This window comes from Arthrobacter sp. TJ-217, assembly GCF_058269255.1.
This window is the reverse complement of the sequence record NZ_JBZCNJ010000001.1, coordinates 332,553-348,561: the sequence shown is the minus strand read 5'-3', so window position 1 is coordinate 348,561 and position 16,009 is coordinate 332,553. Positions and strand designations below refer to the sequence as shown.

The 16,009-nt window shown below is 68.4% G+C and carries 17 protein-coding genes; 13 read left to right on the top strand and 4 right to left on the bottom strand.

The genetic code is table 11. The features are described 5' to 3' along the window. Positions 1 to 15: 15 nt before the first annotated feature. Both paaK and paaI read right to left on the bottom strand, forming a co-directional pair. On the bottom strand, positions 16 to 1,353 hold the full coding sequence (gene paaK, locus AC4D2R_RS01750; RefSeq protein WP_490936865.1) for a phenylacetate--CoA ligase PaaK: 1,338 nt from the start codon (positions 1,351 to 1,353) through the stop codon (positions 16 to 18). Beyond that, positions 1,350 to 1,829: a hydroxyphenylacetyl-CoA thioesterase PaaI gene (paaI, locus tag AC4D2R_RS01745; RefSeq protein ID WP_490936864.1), complete on the bottom strand. Its 480-nt coding sequence runs from the start codon at positions 1,827 to 1,829 to the stop codon at positions 1,350 to 1,352. The genes paaK and paaI overlap by 4 nt, the downstream gene beginning before the upstream one ends. 140 nt (positions 1,830 to 1,969) lie before the next feature. On the opposite strand from paaI, the gene AC4D2R_RS01740 reads away from it, so the two are divergent. From AC4D2R_RS01740 to AC4D2R_RS01725, 4 genes are all read left to right on the top strand, one after another. Continuing rightward, positions 1,970 to 2,593, top strand: a complete 624-nt coding sequence (locus AC4D2R_RS01740) for a PadR family transcriptional regulator (protein WP_490936862.1) — start codon at positions 1,970 to 1,972, stop codon at positions 2,591 to 2,593. Further along, complete coding sequence (locus AC4D2R_RS01735; RefSeq protein WP_490936860.1) at positions 2,590 to 3,051, top strand: hypothetical protein; 462 nt, start codon at positions 2,590 to 2,592, stop codon at positions 3,049 to 3,051. Before AC4D2R_RS01740 ends, AC4D2R_RS01735 begins: the two co-directional genes overlap by 4 nt. 159 nt (positions 3,052 to 3,210) lie before the next feature. Then, a complete protein-coding gene (locus AC4D2R_RS01730; protein WP_490936858.1) occupies positions 3,211 to 3,804 on the top strand; it encodes a dihydrofolate reductase family protein in 594 nt (197 codons plus the stop codon). Between the two features lie 215 nt (positions 3,805 to 4,019). Further along, entirely contained in the window at positions 4,020 to 4,316 is a 297-nt protein-coding gene (locus AC4D2R_RS01725) for a DUF1540 domain-containing protein (protein WP_490936856.1), read from the top strand. A gap of 51 nt (positions 4,317 to 4,367) precedes the next feature. On the opposite strand, the gene AC4D2R_RS01720 is transcribed toward AC4D2R_RS01725, so the two are convergent. Continuing rightward, entirely contained in the window at positions 4,368 to 6,554 is a 2,187-nt protein-coding gene (locus tag AC4D2R_RS01720; protein WP_490936854.1) for a S9 family peptidase, read from the bottom strand. A 350-nt stretch (positions 6,555 to 6,904) separates the two neighbouring features. Here AC4D2R_RS01720 and paaA point away from each other — a divergent pair, with 350 nt between their 5' ends. The 6 genes from paaA to AC4D2R_RS01690 are packed head-to-tail and all read left to right on the top strand — an operon-like array spanning position 6,905 to position 11,548. Continuing rightward, positions 6,905 to 7,894, top strand: a complete 990-nt coding sequence (gene paaA, locus AC4D2R_RS01715) for a 1,2-phenylacetyl-CoA epoxidase subunit PaaA (RefSeq protein ID WP_490936852.1) — start codon at positions 6,905 to 6,907, stop codon at positions 7,892 to 7,894. Beyond that, complete coding sequence (gene paaB, locus AC4D2R_RS01710; RefSeq protein ID WP_490901005.1) at positions 7,891 to 8,238, top strand: 1,2-phenylacetyl-CoA epoxidase subunit PaaB; 348 nt, start codon at positions 7,891 to 7,893, stop codon at positions 8,236 to 8,238. Before paaA ends, paaB begins: the two co-directional genes overlap by 4 nt. Continuing rightward, complete coding sequence (gene paaC, locus AC4D2R_RS01705) at positions 8,235 to 9,059, top strand: 1,2-phenylacetyl-CoA epoxidase subunit PaaC (RefSeq protein ID WP_490936850.1); 825 nt, start codon at positions 8,235 to 8,237, stop codon at positions 9,057 to 9,059. The genes paaB and paaC overlap by 4 nt, the downstream gene beginning before the upstream one ends. 5 nt (positions 9,060 to 9,064) lie before the next feature. After that, the gene (paaD, locus tag AC4D2R_RS01700) at positions 9,065 to 9,586 is read left to right on the top strand and encodes a 1,2-phenylacetyl-CoA epoxidase subunit PaaD (RefSeq protein ID WP_490936848.1); all 522 of its coding nucleotides are present in this window, start codon (positions 9,065 to 9,067) and stop codon (positions 9,584 to 9,586) included. Then, positions 9,587 to 10,747 (top strand): 1,2-phenylacetyl-CoA epoxidase subunit PaaE, encoded by a 1,161-nt coding sequence (gene paaE, locus AC4D2R_RS01695; protein WP_490936846.1) that lies wholly within the window; start codon positions 9,587 to 9,589, stop codon positions 10,745 to 10,747. Positions 10,748 to 10,768: 21 nt separating this feature from the next. Next, the gene (locus tag AC4D2R_RS01690; RefSeq protein WP_490937352.1) at positions 10,769 to 11,548 is read left to right on the top strand and encodes an enoyl-CoA hydratase/isomerase family protein; all 780 of its coding nucleotides are present in this window, start codon (positions 10,769 to 10,771) and stop codon (positions 11,546 to 11,548) included. Positions 11,549 to 11,581: 33 nt separating this feature from the next. On the opposite strand, the gene AC4D2R_RS01685 is transcribed toward AC4D2R_RS01690, so the two are convergent. Next, positions 11,582 to 12,025, bottom strand: a complete 444-nt coding sequence (locus AC4D2R_RS01685; RefSeq protein ID WP_490901011.1) for an Lrp/AsnC family transcriptional regulator — start codon at positions 12,023 to 12,025, stop codon at positions 11,582 to 11,584. A gap of 201 nt (positions 12,026 to 12,226) precedes the next feature. Here AC4D2R_RS01685 and pdhA point away from each other — a divergent pair, with 201 nt between their 5' ends. The 3 genes from pdhA to AC4D2R_RS01670 are packed head-to-tail and all read left to right on the top strand — an operon-like array spanning position 12,227 to position 16,004. Next, complete coding sequence (pdhA, locus tag AC4D2R_RS01680) at positions 12,227 to 13,384, top strand: pyruvate dehydrogenase (acetyl-transferring) E1 component subunit alpha (RefSeq protein WP_490936844.1); 1,158 nt, start codon at positions 12,227 to 12,229, stop codon at positions 13,382 to 13,384. Next, entirely contained in the window at positions 13,381 to 14,451 is a 1,071-nt protein-coding gene (locus AC4D2R_RS01675; RefSeq protein WP_490936842.1) for an alpha-ketoacid dehydrogenase subunit beta, read from the top strand. Before pdhA ends, AC4D2R_RS01675 begins: the two co-directional genes overlap by 4 nt. Beyond that, the gene (locus AC4D2R_RS01670; RefSeq protein WP_490936840.1) at positions 14,448 to 16,004 is read left to right on the top strand and encodes a dihydrolipoamide acetyltransferase family protein; all 1,557 of its coding nucleotides are present in this window, start codon (positions 14,448 to 14,450) and stop codon (positions 16,002 to 16,004) included. The genes AC4D2R_RS01675 and AC4D2R_RS01670 overlap by 4 nt, the downstream gene beginning before the upstream one ends. The last annotated feature ends 5 nt before the right edge of the window (positions 16,005 to 16,009 follow it).

Sequence of the window (16,009 nt, the reverse complement as noted above, 5' to 3'; positions counted from 1 at the left end):
ATGAACGTTCGGTAACTAAACGTCGGTCTTGGGCCGGAGGTCATACACCCGCTTGAGCTTGCCGCTGGAGCGCACAAGAGAACCCTGTTCGACCACCGTCACCGCGCAGCTCGACCCGATGTGAATCTTGATCTGCTCGCGCAGGACGGCGGCCGCCTGCTGGGCGTCCGCCGGGGAGACACCCTCCCGCGGCTCCACCAACACGTTAAGCTGGTCCATCCGCTGGCCTTCGGGGCGGGTGAGTTCGAGCTGGAAGTGCGGGCTCAGTGCCGGAATCCGCAGGGCGAGCTCCTCGACCTGGGTGGGGAACAGGTTCACGCCGCGCAGGATGATCATGTCGTCGCTGCGGCCGGTGATCCGCCCCATCCGCCGCATCCCGGGCCGTGCCGTCCCTGGCAGCAGCCGGGTGAGGTCGTGGGTGCGGTAGCGGATGATCGGCAGGGCCTCCTTGGTGAGCGAGGTGAAGACCAGCTCGCCGTGCTCGCCGTCGCCCAGCACCTCGTCGGTGAACGGATCGACGATTTCTGGCCGGAAGTGGTCCTCCCAGATGTGGGAGCCGTCCTTGCTCTCGACGCACTCGCCGGCCACGCCGGGGCCCATGACTTCGGAGAGGCCGTAAATGTCGCAGGCGTCGAAACCCATGCGCTCCTCGAGTTCGTGCCGCATTTCCTCGGTCCACGGTTCGGCGCCAAGGACGGCGGTCTTGAGCGTGGTGGAGCGCGGGTCGATGCCTGCGGCGGTCATCGCGTCGAGGATGGTCAGCAGATAGGTGGGGGTGGCGAGGATCGCGTCGGGTTCGAAGTCGCGGATCAGCTGGACCTGGCGCTCCGTCTGGCCTCCGGACATCGGGATGACGGTGCAGCCGAGTTTCTCGGCGCCGTAGTGGGCACCGAGGCCGCCGGTGAACAGCCCGTACCCGTAGGCGTTGTGGACCTTCCATCCCGCCTTGACCCCCGAGGCACGCAGCGAACGGGCCACAAGGCCCGCCCAGGTGGCGACGTCACCGGCGGTGTAGCCGACGACGGTGGGCTTGCCGGTGGTCCCGGAGGAGGCGTGGATGCGGGCGATGCGCTCCTGGGGCACGGCGAACATGCCGAAGGGGTAGCTCTGGCGCAGGTCTTCCTTGGTGGTGAAGGGGAACTTGGCCAGGTCTGCGAGCTCCCGGAGGTCGCTCGGGTGCACCCCTGCGGCGTCGAACTTCCGCCGGTACAGGTCCACCTTCTCATAGGCGAGGGTGACGGTGCGCTGGAGGCGCTCGAGCTGGAGTGCCTCGATGCGGTCCCGGCTGTATTCCTCCTCGGGGTCGAGGGTGCCGGGGGCCGCCGCCGTGGCCTTCAGGGCGGTGCCGGTCATGATTCCTCCATGGCTGTGGTGCTCGGCTGGGGAGCGGGGATTGTGCGTGAACGTCCGCGGAATTCGGCGACGGGACGCGAGCCCGCGCCGTCACCGGCCGTGACGGTGATATCGAAGAGGCCGCTGCGGCCTGCCTCGGCGCGCCGGGTGGCCACCGCGGTGAGGAGTTCGCCGGCGCGGACGGGGCTGAGGAAGGTGATGTCGGCGCCGGAGGCGACGGTGACGGAGGTGGCCGGTTCCAGCGACGCCGGGTTGCAGGCGAGGGCGAACGCGGAGTCGGCGAAGGCGAAGATCATTCCTCCGTGGGCGATGCCGAAGCCGTTGAGCATTTCCGCGCGCACCCGCATCGAGATGGTGGCCGATCCCTCGCCCACGGCAAGGAGCTCGATGCCCAGCCAGGCGGAGGCGTGGTCCTCCTCAAGGATGCGGTGCCGGAGGGCCGGAGCGCTTGTAGATTGGACGCCGATGTCCGCCATGACTGCCTTTCGAATTTCTTACCGAATGTTCATTAGGTAATACCTGCCGGTGGATCGATGTCAAGGAGACCCGGCCGCATCAAGCCTTGCATTCCGTCCAGTATATCTATTAGATATAACCAACCAACGGAGGGGATTCCATGTCGCGCTCGGAGCAGACCCAGACCGCCGTCCTCGGCGCGCTCAGCGTCATGCCGATGACCGGCTACGCCCTGCGGGAAGAGATCCGGTCGGTCCTTGGGCATTTCTGGAGCGAAAGCTTTGGCCAGATCTATCCAGCGCTCGCCGACCTGGAACGTCAGAACCTGATCGAACGCAGGGGCACTGAAGGAGCACGGTCAACCGTCTTTACCCTCACTCCGGCCGGGAGTGCGCGGCTCAAGGAACTCCTCTCGGCGCCGGTGCAGCCGACCCGGCCCCGGAACGGGCTGTTGCTCCGACTCTTCTTCGGCCGCCAGCTGGGGCCGGATGCCTGCCGAGGACTCATCGAGGACGCCAGGGTCAAGGCGGAGGAACAGCTTGAGGAGCTGGCGGTGGCGCGCCGCAAGTCCCAGGAGGGCGGGGAGCACCCCTTGGACAGCGCGTACTGGCTCCTGACGATCGCTGCGGGCGAGCATGCTGCCCGTGCCGCAATTGCGTGGGCCGATGAAGCACTCGAAGCCCTTGCCGATTTTCCCGACCCTGACCCTGCCCCACAGGGGCCGGTCGAAGGATCGGCTGCACAACCCCCACCCCTTCACCATCAAGCCAAGGAGAACCCATGAGCGCCGCCCCAACCCTTCTGTCCCGTCTGCGGGCAGCGGCAACGCCCGGACGGACCGCTGCCGCGGCGGCCGCAGGATTCTCGGCGATTGCGGCGTTCCAAGCCGCCCTCGCCCTGGGGGCGCCCTTCGGGGCGGCTGCCTACGGCGGCGCAACCACGGGGCAGCTACCGCCGGGACTGCGCGTGACGAGCGTGGTCTCCATGGTGATCTGGCTTCTGGCGGCGTTGGTGGTCCTCGCCCGGGGCCGATCGGCGCCGGTGCCTTCCGGCAGGACGGTCCGCTGGGGCGTCCGCGGCCTCGTGGCACTGCTTGCGGTGGGAGCCCTCATGAACGCCGCCTCTCCAAGCCCGTGGGAACGGTTCTTCTGGGCGCCGCTGGTGCTCGTCCTGCTGCTCCTCTGCCTGCGTCTTGACCGGCACCGCGGGGCAGAGGGGAGCCCGAGCCGCGCTGCTGCCTGAGCATGCGGGGCGGACGGCAGGCGGGTTGACGCCGATGTCCCGCAGTGCCCTGTCGCGCACGCGGTGGTTGTGTTTGACTGCCGGTATGAATGGGCGTGACAACGGCCGGGAGAAGGCGCGCTGTGAAAGCTCCCGTTCGAGACTGAGGAGGGTGGTCCGGTGGGCATAGTGACCTGCGGCGTGGCGGTGTCGGTTGACGGTTTTGCCGCAGGGCCGGGGCAGGGCCTCGAGAGCCCGCTCGGTGCGGGCGGGGAGAATCTCCACCGATGGATGTTCGAGCAACCGGATGAGAACGCCGAAGAAATCGCGGACCTGCTTACGCCCGGCGCCTACATCATGGGCCGGAACATGTTCAGCTCGGGCCGCGGGGCCTGGGACGAGGAGTGGCGCGGCTGGTGGGGAGAGGATCCGCCGTACCACGCGCCGGTCTTCGTCCTGACCCACCACCTGCGTCCCCCGCTGGTGATGCAGGGCGGCACAACGTTCACCTTCGTCACCGACGGCATCGAGGCGGCGCTTGAGCGGGCCCGGAACGCCGCCGGAGACCGGGACGTCGGCATCGCCGGCGGGGCGGCGACGATCAACCAGTACCTCGCGGCGGGACTGATCGACGAACTGCACCTCCACGTTGCGCCGGTCGTCCTCACCCGCGGAGAGCGGCTCTTCGCCGGCGTCGGGGACCTCGAACTAGAGATCATCCGCTCGCACAGCACGTCACTGGTCACCTCCACCCGCTACCGGGTGGTCCGGTAGGCGCTCCGTTGCGTGCACCGTCCCCAGGAAGTGCCGGGACGGCTGGCGGCTCGGCCGAATACGTCATTTAAAAATGCGCATATTTCGCGGGTTCACGCGGCTCCAGCGGTGCTAGATTCGTTGAAACGAAGGGTGTTTTCTAGGTGTCGCCGGAAATCCCGGCAGCCTCGGCAAGTGCAGATTTTTCAGAGCCATTAGCCTCCCGGGAGGAAGACATGACTGAACACGTTGCCAGCGTTACAACCTGTGACGTTGAAGCCTGCTCGTTCAATCACCACCACGACTGCACCGCCTTTGCCATCACGGTTGGCGGCAGTCCGGCACACGCAAGCTGCTCAACCTTCATCGACATCTCGACCACCGGCGGGCTGCCCAAGGTGCTCGCCCACGTGGGCGCGTGCCAGCGCACCGAATGCCAGTACAACGACCACCTGCTGTGCGACGCCGTCAACGTCCGTGTCGGGCCGGGGGCCGAGGCAGCGGACTGCCTCACCTACAGCCCGCGCAGCTGATTCCCGCTCAGCGTGCGGTGCCGGCGGGCACCGCACGCCAAGCGGTGAAGCTCACTGCCGCTGCGCCGGAAGGACCTCGGTGGCACCGAGCGCGTCGGCCGTGAAGGCGTAGTCCCATGCCACGTCCTTCCAGCGGGCATAGCGGCCGCTGGCACCGCCGTGGCCGCCGTCCATCTCGGTTTTGAGGACGATGGGGTCGCCTCCCGTTGTCTTTTCCCGCAGTTCAGCCACCCATTTCGCCGGCTCAACATAAAGGACCCGGGTGTCGTTGAAGCTGGTGACAGCCGCAATGCGCGGGTAGTCGACGGCGCGCACGTTTTCGTACGGCGTGTACTCCTTCATGTACCGGTAGGCCTCATTGTCGGTGATCGGGTTCCCCCACTCCTCCCACTCGAGCGCCGACAACGGCAGCTCCGGGTCAAGGATGGTGGTCAGCGCGTCGACGAACGGCACCTGGGCCACGATTGCCTTGTACTTCTCGGGCGCGAGGTTGGCAACGGCGCCCATGAGCAGGCCGCCGGCAGAGCCGCCCATTGCCGCGATGCGGTGCGGGTCAACCCAGCCCGACTGCGCCAGGTAGGTCGTGGCGTCAACGAAGTCGGTGAAGGTGTTCTTCTTGTTCAGCTTCTTGCCCTGTTCGTACCAGGTGCGGCCCATCTCGCCGCCGCCGCGGATATGGGCGATGACGAAGATGACACCCCGGTCGAGCAGCGAAAGCCTCGACACCGAGAACCCGGGATCCACGCTCACCTCATAGCTGCCGTACGCGTAGACAAGCGCCGGATGGGACCCGTTCTTCACCAGCTCGGCGCGGCGGAGCACCGACAGGGGGATCAGCGTCCCGTCGGCCGCGGGCGCCCAGTGCCGTTCGGCGGTGTAGCTCGCCGGATCGTATCCGCCGCGCACCTCGGTCTCCTTGCGCAGGGAAAGCTCTCCGGTGGCAAGAACGTAGTCGTAGACGCGGGGAGGGGTGAAGAAGGACGTGTAGCTGAGCCGGATGACGGGCGATTCGAACTCGGCGTTGGCAAGGTTGGTGGTGGTCAGCTCCTCGTCGAAGGCCGGTTCGACGGGCGCCGCCTGCGCCGGCGTCCCGAGGCCCGCGAGGGGAAGGACCTGCACCCGCTCGAGGGTGTCCTTGCGCACCGACAGCACCACGTGGGTGCTCGTCACCGCCGCGCCGTTGACCCGGACGGCGTCGTCGTGCCCGACCACAGTGACCCAGTGCTGGTCGGCGAGCGGCTTGGCGAATTCGGCGGCGCCGACGAGGCTCACCATCGAGTTCTTGGCGCCGCGGTTGTGCGTCAGCAGGTAGTTGAGGCGGCCCTCAAGGCGCACCGGCTCGGCCTCATAGAGGATCTTCTCGTCGCGGGAGATCAGGGTGGTCAGCTCGGCGTCCGGGGTGGTCAGGTCCAGTGCCCGGTATTCGCTGTATTCCGAGGAACCGATGCTGACCAGGAGCTGCGTGCGGTCCGCCGAGAGCTCGAACCCGGTCCACATGGCCACGTCGTCCTCCTGGTACAGGACGACGTCGTCCTCGACAGGGGTGCCGAGGGTGTGGATCTTCACCTGGAAGGGCCGCCACGAATCGTCCACGACGGTGTAGAAGACACGCGTGCCGTCGGGGGAGAAGCCGAGGCCGTAGAAGACGTTGGCCACCTCGTCGGGCAGGAGCTTCCCGGTCTCGAGGTCCTTGACTCGCAGCGTGAACCGCTCGTCGCCGGCGTTGTCCTCGCAGTAGGCAAGGAGCGTCCCGTCCTCGCTGACAGCAAGGCCGCCGATCGAAAAGAAGGGCTTGCCCTCGGCCTCGACGTTTCCGTCGAGCAGGATCTGTTCGCCGTCCACCGGCCTGCCGGGGACAACCTCCGGGGGAGTCCAGTCGCGGTCCAGGTCTCCGGTGTCCACTGCTGCAACACGGCACTGGATGCCGTACTGCTTTCCCTCCTCGGTGCGGGAGTAGTACCACCACCCCTTTTTTCGGGCAGGGACCGAGAGGTCGGTCTCCTGGGTGCGGTTCTTGATCTCCGCGAAGATCGCCTCGCGCAGGTTCTCCTGGCCGGCGGTGACGGCCTCGGTGTACTTGTTCTCGGCCGTCAGATGCTCAACGACCTCGGGGTTGTCCTTCTCCCGGAGCCACTCGTAGTTGTCGACGAAAACATCGCCGTGGTGCGTGCGCTGCACCGGCAGTTTCTTTGCGGTGGGAGGGCCCGGAACGGTGTCCACGTGAGTCTCGGCAGTCATGGCACCATCTTGCCAGTTCCCGTCTGGAACCCCACCGCCTGCGTCCGATTCCGCTGTCCACGAACGCGGCGCCCCGGTGCTGACCCGGTGGCCCGCACCAATTCGTGCTGCTTTCACCGTGCGGGGTGCGTGTCGCGCCCCGACACGCCGTCGTGCAGACACCCCGGCTGCCAAAGGCGCAGGAACCGGCACGGGAGCCGGACGCAGCCCGCAGGATCGGGGCAGGATGTGCCCCGACCGCCCTTCGAGGGCCCGTTCCAAGTGTTGACTGCCGCCCCGGCGGAGCATATCCTGAACGAACGGTCGGTAATTATTTCCGGTACTTCTCGGCACACAGTGAGGTGGCTCCCATGCCAGCAACAGCAGCGACCAGGACCGACGGGCTTGACGCGGACGCCGCAGGCCAGAGGCTGTTTGATGAGATCATCGCCCAGGACTCCCGCATCGAACCGCGCGACTGGATGCCCGAGGCCTACCGGAAGTCCCTGACCCGCCAGATCTCCCAGCACGCGCACTCCGAAATCATCGGCATGCAGCCGGAGGCGAACTGGATCACCCGCGCTCCGTCCCTGAAGCGCAAGGCCATCCTCATGGCCAAGGTGCAGGACGAGGCCGGCCACGGGCTCTACCTCTACTCTGCCGCCGAGACCCTCGGCACCCCGCGGGACAAGATGACCGAGGACCTCATCGCCGGCAAGGCCCGGTACTCGAGTATCTTCAACTACCCCGTGCTGACCTGGGCGGACATCGGCGCGATCGGCTGGCTGGTTGACGGCGCCGCCATCTGCAACCAGGTGCCCCTGTGCCGGGCCTCCTACGGACCCTACGGCCGCGCCATGGTGCGCATCTGCAAGGAGGAGTCCTTCCATCAACGGCAGGGCTTCGAAATCCTGCTCGAACTCGCAAACGGCACCCAGGCCCAGCGCGACATGGCCCAGGACGCCATCAACCGCTGGTACGCCCCCTCGCTCATGATGTTCGGCCCGCCGGACGACGATTCCCCGAACTCCAAGCAGTCGATGGCCTGGAACATCAAGCGCTTCTCCAACGATGAGCTGCGCTCGCGGTTCGTCGGCATGATCGCCGAGCAGGTCAAGGCCCTCGGGCTGGTGCTTCCCGACCCGGACGTGCGGTTCAACGAGGAGACTCAGAGGTGGGAGCACGGCCCGCTGGACTGGGAGGAGTTCAAGGAGGTCCTCGCCGGCCGCGGCCCCTGCAACGCCCAGCGCATGGAGCGCCGCCGTGAGGCACATGAAGACGGCGCCTGGGTGCGCGAGGCCGCAGCGGCCTACGCCGACAGGCAGGCCCGCAGCGCCAACTCAGCAACGGAGGCAGCATGACCGGCGGATCAACGACGGGCGACGACGGCGCCACGGCACCGGCCGCAGGGCCCGCAGAAAAACGCCAGCCCTGGCCCCTGTGGGAGGTGTTCGTCCGGTCCTCGCGCGGGCTCTCCCACGTCCACGCCGGTTCGCTCCACGCGCCCGACGCCGACATGGCCCTGCGCAACGCCCGCGACCTCTACACCCGGCGCAACGAGGGAATCAGCCTGTGGGTGGTGCCGTCCTCGGCCATCATCACCAGCGACCCGGATGCCAAGGAGCAGTTCTTCGAATCCCCGCAGGGCAAGGACTACCGCCACGCCACCTACTACACCAAGAGCGAAGGGGTGAAGCACCTGTGAGCGAGGCAAACGCCAGCGCCACCCGCATCACTCCGGGCAACGCGCTGCGCCCCGAGGACATTGCCGCTGCGCACACCGTGCCGACACCCGAGACCGCCGAATACGCGCTCTGGCTCGGGGACGACTCTCTGATCCTCGCCCAGCGGCTCGGCTGGTGGATCTCGCGCGCACCCGAACTTGAAGAGGACGTGGCGCTTGCCAACATCGCCCTCGACCTCATCGGCCATGCCCGCTCCTTCCTCACCTACGCGGGCCACGCGACGGGCCGCACCGAGGACGACCTCGCCTACTTCCGCCGCGAGCCCGAGTTCCGCTCCGCGCACCTCTTCGAACAGCCCAACGGTGACTTCGCCCGCACCATCGCCCGGCAGTTCGTCGTCTCCCACTACCAGTGGGAGCTGTACTCCCGCCTGATGCACTCCACCGACCCCACCCTGGCGGCCATCGCCGCCAAGGCCGTCAAGGAGGTCGACTACCACCGCGACCACAGCGTCCAGTGGGTGCTCCGCCTTGCCCTGGGAACCGAGGAGTCGCGGCGCCGCATGACCGCCGGGCTCCGCCTCACCTGGCCCTACGTTGACGAGCTGTTCGTCGACACCCCGCTCACCGACGCCCTTTCCGGCGTCGCCGTCCGCCCCGGGGACCTGCGGAAACCGTTCGACGCCGCCGTCACCGCAGTGCTGCAGGAGGCAGAGCTCGAGGTCCCTGGCGTTCCCGGCGCCACCGGCGGCGGACGCCGCGGCGTCCACAGCGAGCACCTCGGCTACATCCTCGCCGAGCTGCAGGTCCTCGCCCGCGAGCATCCCGGCGCCTCCTGGTAGCGACGATGGGTACCAATACGGCGCAGCGGCCGGCCGATGAGCGCGCCGCAGAGATCTGGGACATTGCCGCAACCGTGTGCGACCCCGAGATTCCCGTGCTCACGATCGAGGACCTCGGCATCCTCCGCGCCGCCGCCGCCGTCCCCGGCACCGACGGTCCGGCGGCCGCCGTGGTCATCACCCCCACCTACTCCGGCTGCCCGGCCATGGACGCGATCCGCGACGACGTCGTGACCGCCCTGAAGTCCCGCGGGTACGGGGAGGTGCGGGTCGAGCTCGCGCTTGCCCCGGCCTGGACCACCGACTGGATGACCGAGGCCGGCAAGGAGAAGCTCAACCGGTACGGCATCGCCGCCCCCAGCGGCATGGCCGCCGCCGGCCCGGTCCGGGTGGGACTCAGCGTCAAATGCCCGCAGTGCTCCTCACTGAACACGCGGGAACTCACCCGCTTCGGCTCAACCTCCTGCAAGGCGCTCTATGTCTGCCAGGACTGCCGGGAACCCTTCGACTACTTCAAGGTGCTGTGAATGGCTGTCACGTTCGCCCCGTCAAATAAGCGGCGCACCGCTTTCCACGAGCTGACCGTTGCCGAAGTGCGCCGGCTCACCGAGGACGCCGTCGAGGTGACCTTCGCGGTGCCCGAGGAGCTCGCCGGGAAATACGACTACGTTCCCGGCCAGTACGTCGCACTTCGGACCACCCTCGAGGTGGACGGCGAGCCCAAGGAGGTGCGCCGCAGCTACTCCATCTGCGCCGAGCCGCGTCCGGGCGAAATCCGCGTGGCGATCAAGCGGGACCTCGGCGGGGTGTTCTCAAGCTGGGCCAACGAATCGCTCAAGGCCGGGGACCGCCTCGACGTGATGAGCCCCATGGGCCAGTTCATCTCCAAGCACGAGATGAACGAACTGAACCACCCCGAAAACATCGACACGACAACGCAGAACACCTTCGTTGCCGTTGCCGCCGGATCGGGCATCACCCCGGTCATCGCGATCGCCCGCTCCGTCCTCGCCGCCGGGCAGAACGTCCGCTTCGACCTGATCTACGCCAACAAGGCGGCAATGGATGTGATGTTCCTCGAGGACCTTGCCGACCTCAAGGACCGCTATCCGGCCCGGTTCGCCGTCCACCACGTCCTCTCCCGCGAACAGCGCATCTCGCCGCTGCTCTCCGGGCGCATCGACGCCGAGAAGCTCCAGCAGCTTCTCGGAACGGTGATCCGCACCGAGGACGTTGACGAGTGGTTCCTGTGCGGGCCGTTCGAACTGGTTCAGCTGTGCCGGGACACCCTGGGCGAGCGGGGTGTGCCTGCCGAAAAGATCCGGTTCGAACTGTTCAGCACCGGGGAGCCCACCCGCCCCGAGGGCCAGATCGGGCGGCCCGTCAAGGCCGCCGAGAACGGCGAGAACTACTCCATCTCCTTCCGCCTTGACGGACTGCAGGGAACCGTCGAAAGCCCGACCCACGCCCGGGAATCCCTCCTCAACGCCGCCCTGCGGGTGCGTCCCGACGTGCCGTTCGCCTGCGCCGGCGGGGTCTGCGGCACCTGCCGGGCCAAGATTGTCTCCGGGACCGTCGAGATGGAGGAGAACTACGCCCTTGAACCTGACGAGATTGCCAAGGGGTACGTGCTCACCTGCCAGGCACGCCCCACCAGCAAGGCCGTGACCGTTGACTACGACGCCTAGGAGCACCGGATGAGCACCACCATGATCGAGCTGAGCACCGGCGCCGGCGTCGCGGAGATCGTGCTCAACGCACCGTACAAGCTCAACGCCCTCGACGAGCAGGCGCTCGCCGATCTTTCCCGGGCCTACGACGACGCCGCAGCGGCGGCTGCCGAGGGTTCGGTGCGCGCCCTGGTGCTGCGCGGGGAGGGGCGCGCCTTCTGCGCCGGCCGTGACATCTCCGGCGTCGCCGCGGAAACCGACGACGCCGAGGCTTACCTCGCAGGGCTGGTCACCCCGCTGCTGCACAAGATGGCGGCCTTTCCCGCACCGACCTTCGCCGCCGCCCACGGGGCGTGCCTCGGCGTCGGGCTCGGCCTGCTGATCGCCACCGACGTCGTCTACGTCGCCGACACCGCGAAAATCGGATCGCCCTTCGCAAACCTCGGGGCCACGCTCGACTCCGGCGGGCACTGGCTGTTCACCGAACGCCTCGGCACCCACCGCACCCTCGACCTGATCTACACGGCCGAACTGATGAGCGGGGCCGACGCCGTCGGCGCCGGGCTGTTCAGCCGGTCGATGCCCGCCGACGCGCTGCTCGACTTCACCCGGGCCACCGCCGCCCAGGTGGCGACCGGGGCCACCGGCGCCTTCCGGGCCTCCAAGCAGCTGGTCGCGGACATCCGCGACCGCCGGCTGGGCCTGTGGGATGCCATGGACCAGGAGAACGCCGCCCAGGCCGCGCTGAGCCGCACCCCGGACTATGCCGAAGGGTTCACCGCCTTCCAGGAGAAGCGCAAGCCGCACTTCACCGGCTGAGCGCGGGCACGCCGCGGACGGTCCGCCCGGGCGCTAGCGGGTATCGAGGTCTTCGAACACCAGGAAGGTCTGGGTGTCGAGCACGCCCGGCATCGACTGGAGGCGGTCGAAAATGACCCGGCGCAGGTCGAGGTTGTCTTCCGCGCGCACCAGCAGGATCACGTCGAAGTCACCGCCCACGAGGGCGATGTGGTGGATCTCCGGGATGGCACGCAGCTCCTCCTTGAGCTCCCGCCAGGAATTCTGGCGCACCTTCAGCGTCACGTACGCCGAGGACCGCAGGCCGGCCTTCACCGGATCCACGAGGGCGGTGAACTTGGTGAGCACGCCCTCCTCCGAGAGCCGGGCCATCCGTGAGTACGCATGGGCGCGGGAGATATGCACGTTCTCCGCCACCGACGTCACCGACTGCCTGCCGTCGCGCGTCAGCTCCGCCAGGATCTTCCGGTCCACCTCGTCAAGCACCCGGTCGTTCATCCGTCTCCATCCCCGCCCGTAATCCAGCTCACACTTGCATTCCGTCTACAGTTCACCGCTCAGATCACGATTGTTCCAGACTTTGCGCATTCGGTGGATACGAAAAGTACCAGATTGCGATACTTGGATGACACAGCATCCACGGAGCCGCCGGTTGGCGGGACCGGGGTCCTTGAAGGCATGCGGCCAATGGAGGCACAGATGACCATTCCGATCGACAGCGGGTTCGACGGAGCGCTTGCGGGCGGACGCCGCGGCGCGCCCGTCGGACTGCCCGCGGAGATGCAGCTCCTGCCCCGGGAGCGTCCGGTGCAGCTGATCGACCACAACGGCACCGCCAACCCCGACGGGCGTTACGGCCTTCCCGCTCCCGGCACCCTTCTTGAGGCGTACGGCAAGCTCGTTTCGGGCCGGCGCATCAATGACCAGGCGAACGCCCTCGTGCGCCAGGGCCGCCTCGCCGTCTACCCCTCCTCCCACGGGCAGGAAGCCTGCCAGGTGGCAGCCGCCGCCGTCCTGGAGCAGCAGGACTGGCTGTTCCCCACCTACCGCGACACCGTGTCCGTGGTGACCCGCGGCGTCAACCCCCTCGAAGTGCTGACCCTGCTGCGCGGCGACTGGCACTCCGGATACGACCCCTACGAGCACCGGGTCGCCCCGCAGGCCACCCCGCTGGCCACCCAGCTGCTCCACGCGGTCGGCGTCGCGCACGCCGCGAAGCTGCGGGGGGAAGACACCGTTGTCCTGGCGATGTGCGGCGACGGAGCCACAAGCGAAGGTGACTTCCACGAGGCGCTCAACTTCGCCGCGGTGTTCCACGTGCCCGTCGTCTTCTTCATCCAAAACAACGAATACGCGATCTCCGTGCCGCTGAAGAACCAGTCGGTCGCGCCGTCCCTGGCGCACAAGGCCATCGGCTACGGCATGCCCGGCGAGCGCGTTGACGGCAACGACCTCGCCGCCCTGCTCTCTGTCCTCGGGGCGGCAGTGGACCGGGCCCGCAACGGCGGCGGCCCGTCCCTGGTTGAGGCACATACATACCGCATGCAGGCGCACACCAACGCCGACGACGCCACCCGGTACCGTTCGGCCGAAGATGTGGAGAAGTGGGTGCCGAAGGACCCGATCAGCCGCCTGCGCACCTACCTGAGGAACCTGCAGGTGCTCGACGACGGCGCCGAGGAGCAGATCGCGGCGGAGGCTGAAACCCTTGCCGCGTCGATCCGCGCCGGCCTCAACGCGGAGGTCGACGTCGACCCGCAGGACCTTTTCGCCTTCGTCTACACCCAGAAAACCGCGCAGCTGCGGGAACAGGCCCAGTTGCTGCGCGACGAACTCTCACGCGAGGCCCAGCCATGACCCAGACCAGCGAACGCGCCCCCGCAGCCCCGGCGTCAGCCGCCGCAGCTCCCGGCACCGCAAGCTTCACCTTCGCCAAGGCCCTCAACGCCGCACTGGCCGATGAGATGGAGGCCGATTCCTCGGTCCTGATGTTCGGCGAGGACGTCGGACCCCTCGGCGGAGTCTTCCGCATCACCGACGGGCTCACCGCCCGGTTCGGGCACGAGCGGTGCTTCGACACACCCCTGGCCGAGGCCGGCATCATGGGCATGGCGGTCGGCATGGCGATGAACGGGATGCGTCCGGTGGTGGAGATGCAGTTCGACGCCTTCGCCTACCCTGCCTTCGAGCAGGTGGTCAGCCACGTCGCGAAGATGTCCAACCGCACCAGGGGCAGGGTCAGGCTGCCCCTGGTCATCCGCATCCCCTACGCCGGCGGGATCGGGGGAGTGGAACACCACTGCGACTCGTCCGAGTCCTACTACGCCCACACCCCGGGCCTGACGGTGCTCGCCCCGGCCACGGTCCGCGACGCCTACACGATGCTGCGGCAAGCGATCCGGTTCCCCGACCCGGTTGTCTTCCTCGAACCGAAAAAGCTGTACTGGTCGAAGGAGGTCCTTGACCTCGACGAGCTGCGCCGGGACTTTGACGCCGGGCAGGGGCCTGACACCATCGGCAGGGCCGTCGTCGCGCGCCCCGGCAGCGACGCCACCCTGATCGCCTACGGACCGTCCGTCCCCACCGCCCTCGCCGCCGCCGCGGCCGCCGCCGAGGAAGGCCGCTCGCTCGAGGTGATCGACGTCCGCTCGATCGTTCCCTTCGATGACGAGACGGTGTGTGCGAGCGTGCGCAGGACCGGGCGCGCCGTCGTCATCTCCGAGGCACCGGGCTTCGCCTCGGTGGCCTCCGAAATTGTCGCCCGCATCCAGGAACGCTGCTTCCACTCGCTCGCCGCGCCCGTCCGCCGGGTTACCGGGTTCGACATCCCCTACCCCTCTCCCAAGCTGGAGCACCACTTCCTGCCGGGGGTCGACCGGATCCTCGACGCCGTCGACGAACTGCAGTGGGAGGACGAAGCGTGAGCGCCGAAGCCCTCCAGCAGCCCCTGCTGGTCTTCAACCTCCCCGACCTTGGCGAAGGGCTGACCGAAGCCGAGCTCGTCTCCTGGCTCGTGGCCGAGGGCGACGAAGTGGTCGTGGACCAGCCGGTCGCCGAAGTGGAGACCGCAAAGTCGGTGGTGGAGGTGCCCTGTCCGTTCGCTGGGACGATCGCCAAGCTCCACGGGGCGGCGGGCCAGACCCTCGACGTCGGCAGGCCGTTCATCTCGGTGCGCGGAGCGGACACCGAAACGCACCACGCGGATGCTCCCCAGCCGCCGGATCAGCCCCAGCCAGCCGGACGCTCCGCCGCTGCGGGCGCCGCTGCCGAGACCTACCGGGCCGAGGAGCGCGCCGGCATCTCGGCCGAGGCTGCCGCCGCCGCTGCCCCCGAGCCCGAGCAGGGCTCGGGAAACGTCCTCATCGGTTACGGCACCCCGGCCGGATCGAGCCTCAAGCGCACCCGCAGGCCCCGCGCCGCCGCCGGCCGGGCAGCCGGCTCCGGAACGGGCCCGGATGCCGCGGTTCCGGGCGAGGTCGCGGACGCAGCTCCGGAACCAGCGACGGGCCACGCTGCGGGCCGCCGCAGCGAAGCCAACGGCACCGGTCAGGCACTGCTGTGCAGCTCGCCCCTCGTACGCCGGATGGCCCGCGAGGCAGGCCTCCGGCTGCGCGACATTCCCGGCAGCGGCCCCGGCGGCCTGATCCTGCGCCGCGACGTCGTCGACGCCATGTCCGCGGCCGCGCCGGAGGGCACCGCCGTGCCCGAGGCCGGGGCGCGGCGGGACCAGGAGCCGGTCGGCGGAGCCGGCGAGGATCCCCGTTCCGGGCTGAGCGTTCTCGAGCGCACGCCCCTGCGCGGGGTCCGGAAAACCATCGCCGACACCCTCTCGCGCAGCCGGCGGGAAATCCCCGAGGCAACGGTTTGGGTTGATGTCGACGCCACAGCCCTTGTGGAACTGCGCGCAGGGCTCAAGAAGCGCGACCCCGACACAACCCCCGGTCTTCTTGCATTCATCGCCCGCTTCGCCGTTGCCGGCCTTGCCCGGTACCCGGAGCTGAACACCCGCATCATCACGGACGAGGGCGGCTCCCAGGAGATCCTGAGGGTCGAGGGCGTGAACCTTGGAGTGGCGGCGCAGACCGACCGCGGACTGATGGTGCCCTCCGTCCGGCGTGCGGACCGGCTGAGCGCCCGCGCACTCGACGCGGAGATCCGCCGCCTCACGGCCGCGGCCCGCGAAGGAAAGGCGACGCCCGCCGACCTGACCTCGGGAACGTTCACCCTGAACAACTACGGCGTGTTCGGTGTGGACGGCAGTGCCGCGATCATCAACCACCCCGAGGCTGCGATCCTTGGAATTGGAAGGATCATCGACCGGCCCTGGGTGGTCGACGGAAGCCTTGCCGTGCGGAAGGTGACCGAACTGACGCTGACCTTTGACCATCGGGTCTGCGACGGCGGAACCGCCGGCGGGTTCCTGCGCTTCGTCGCCGACGCCATCGAAAACCCCGGAGGGCTGCTCGCCGACCTCTAGGCGAT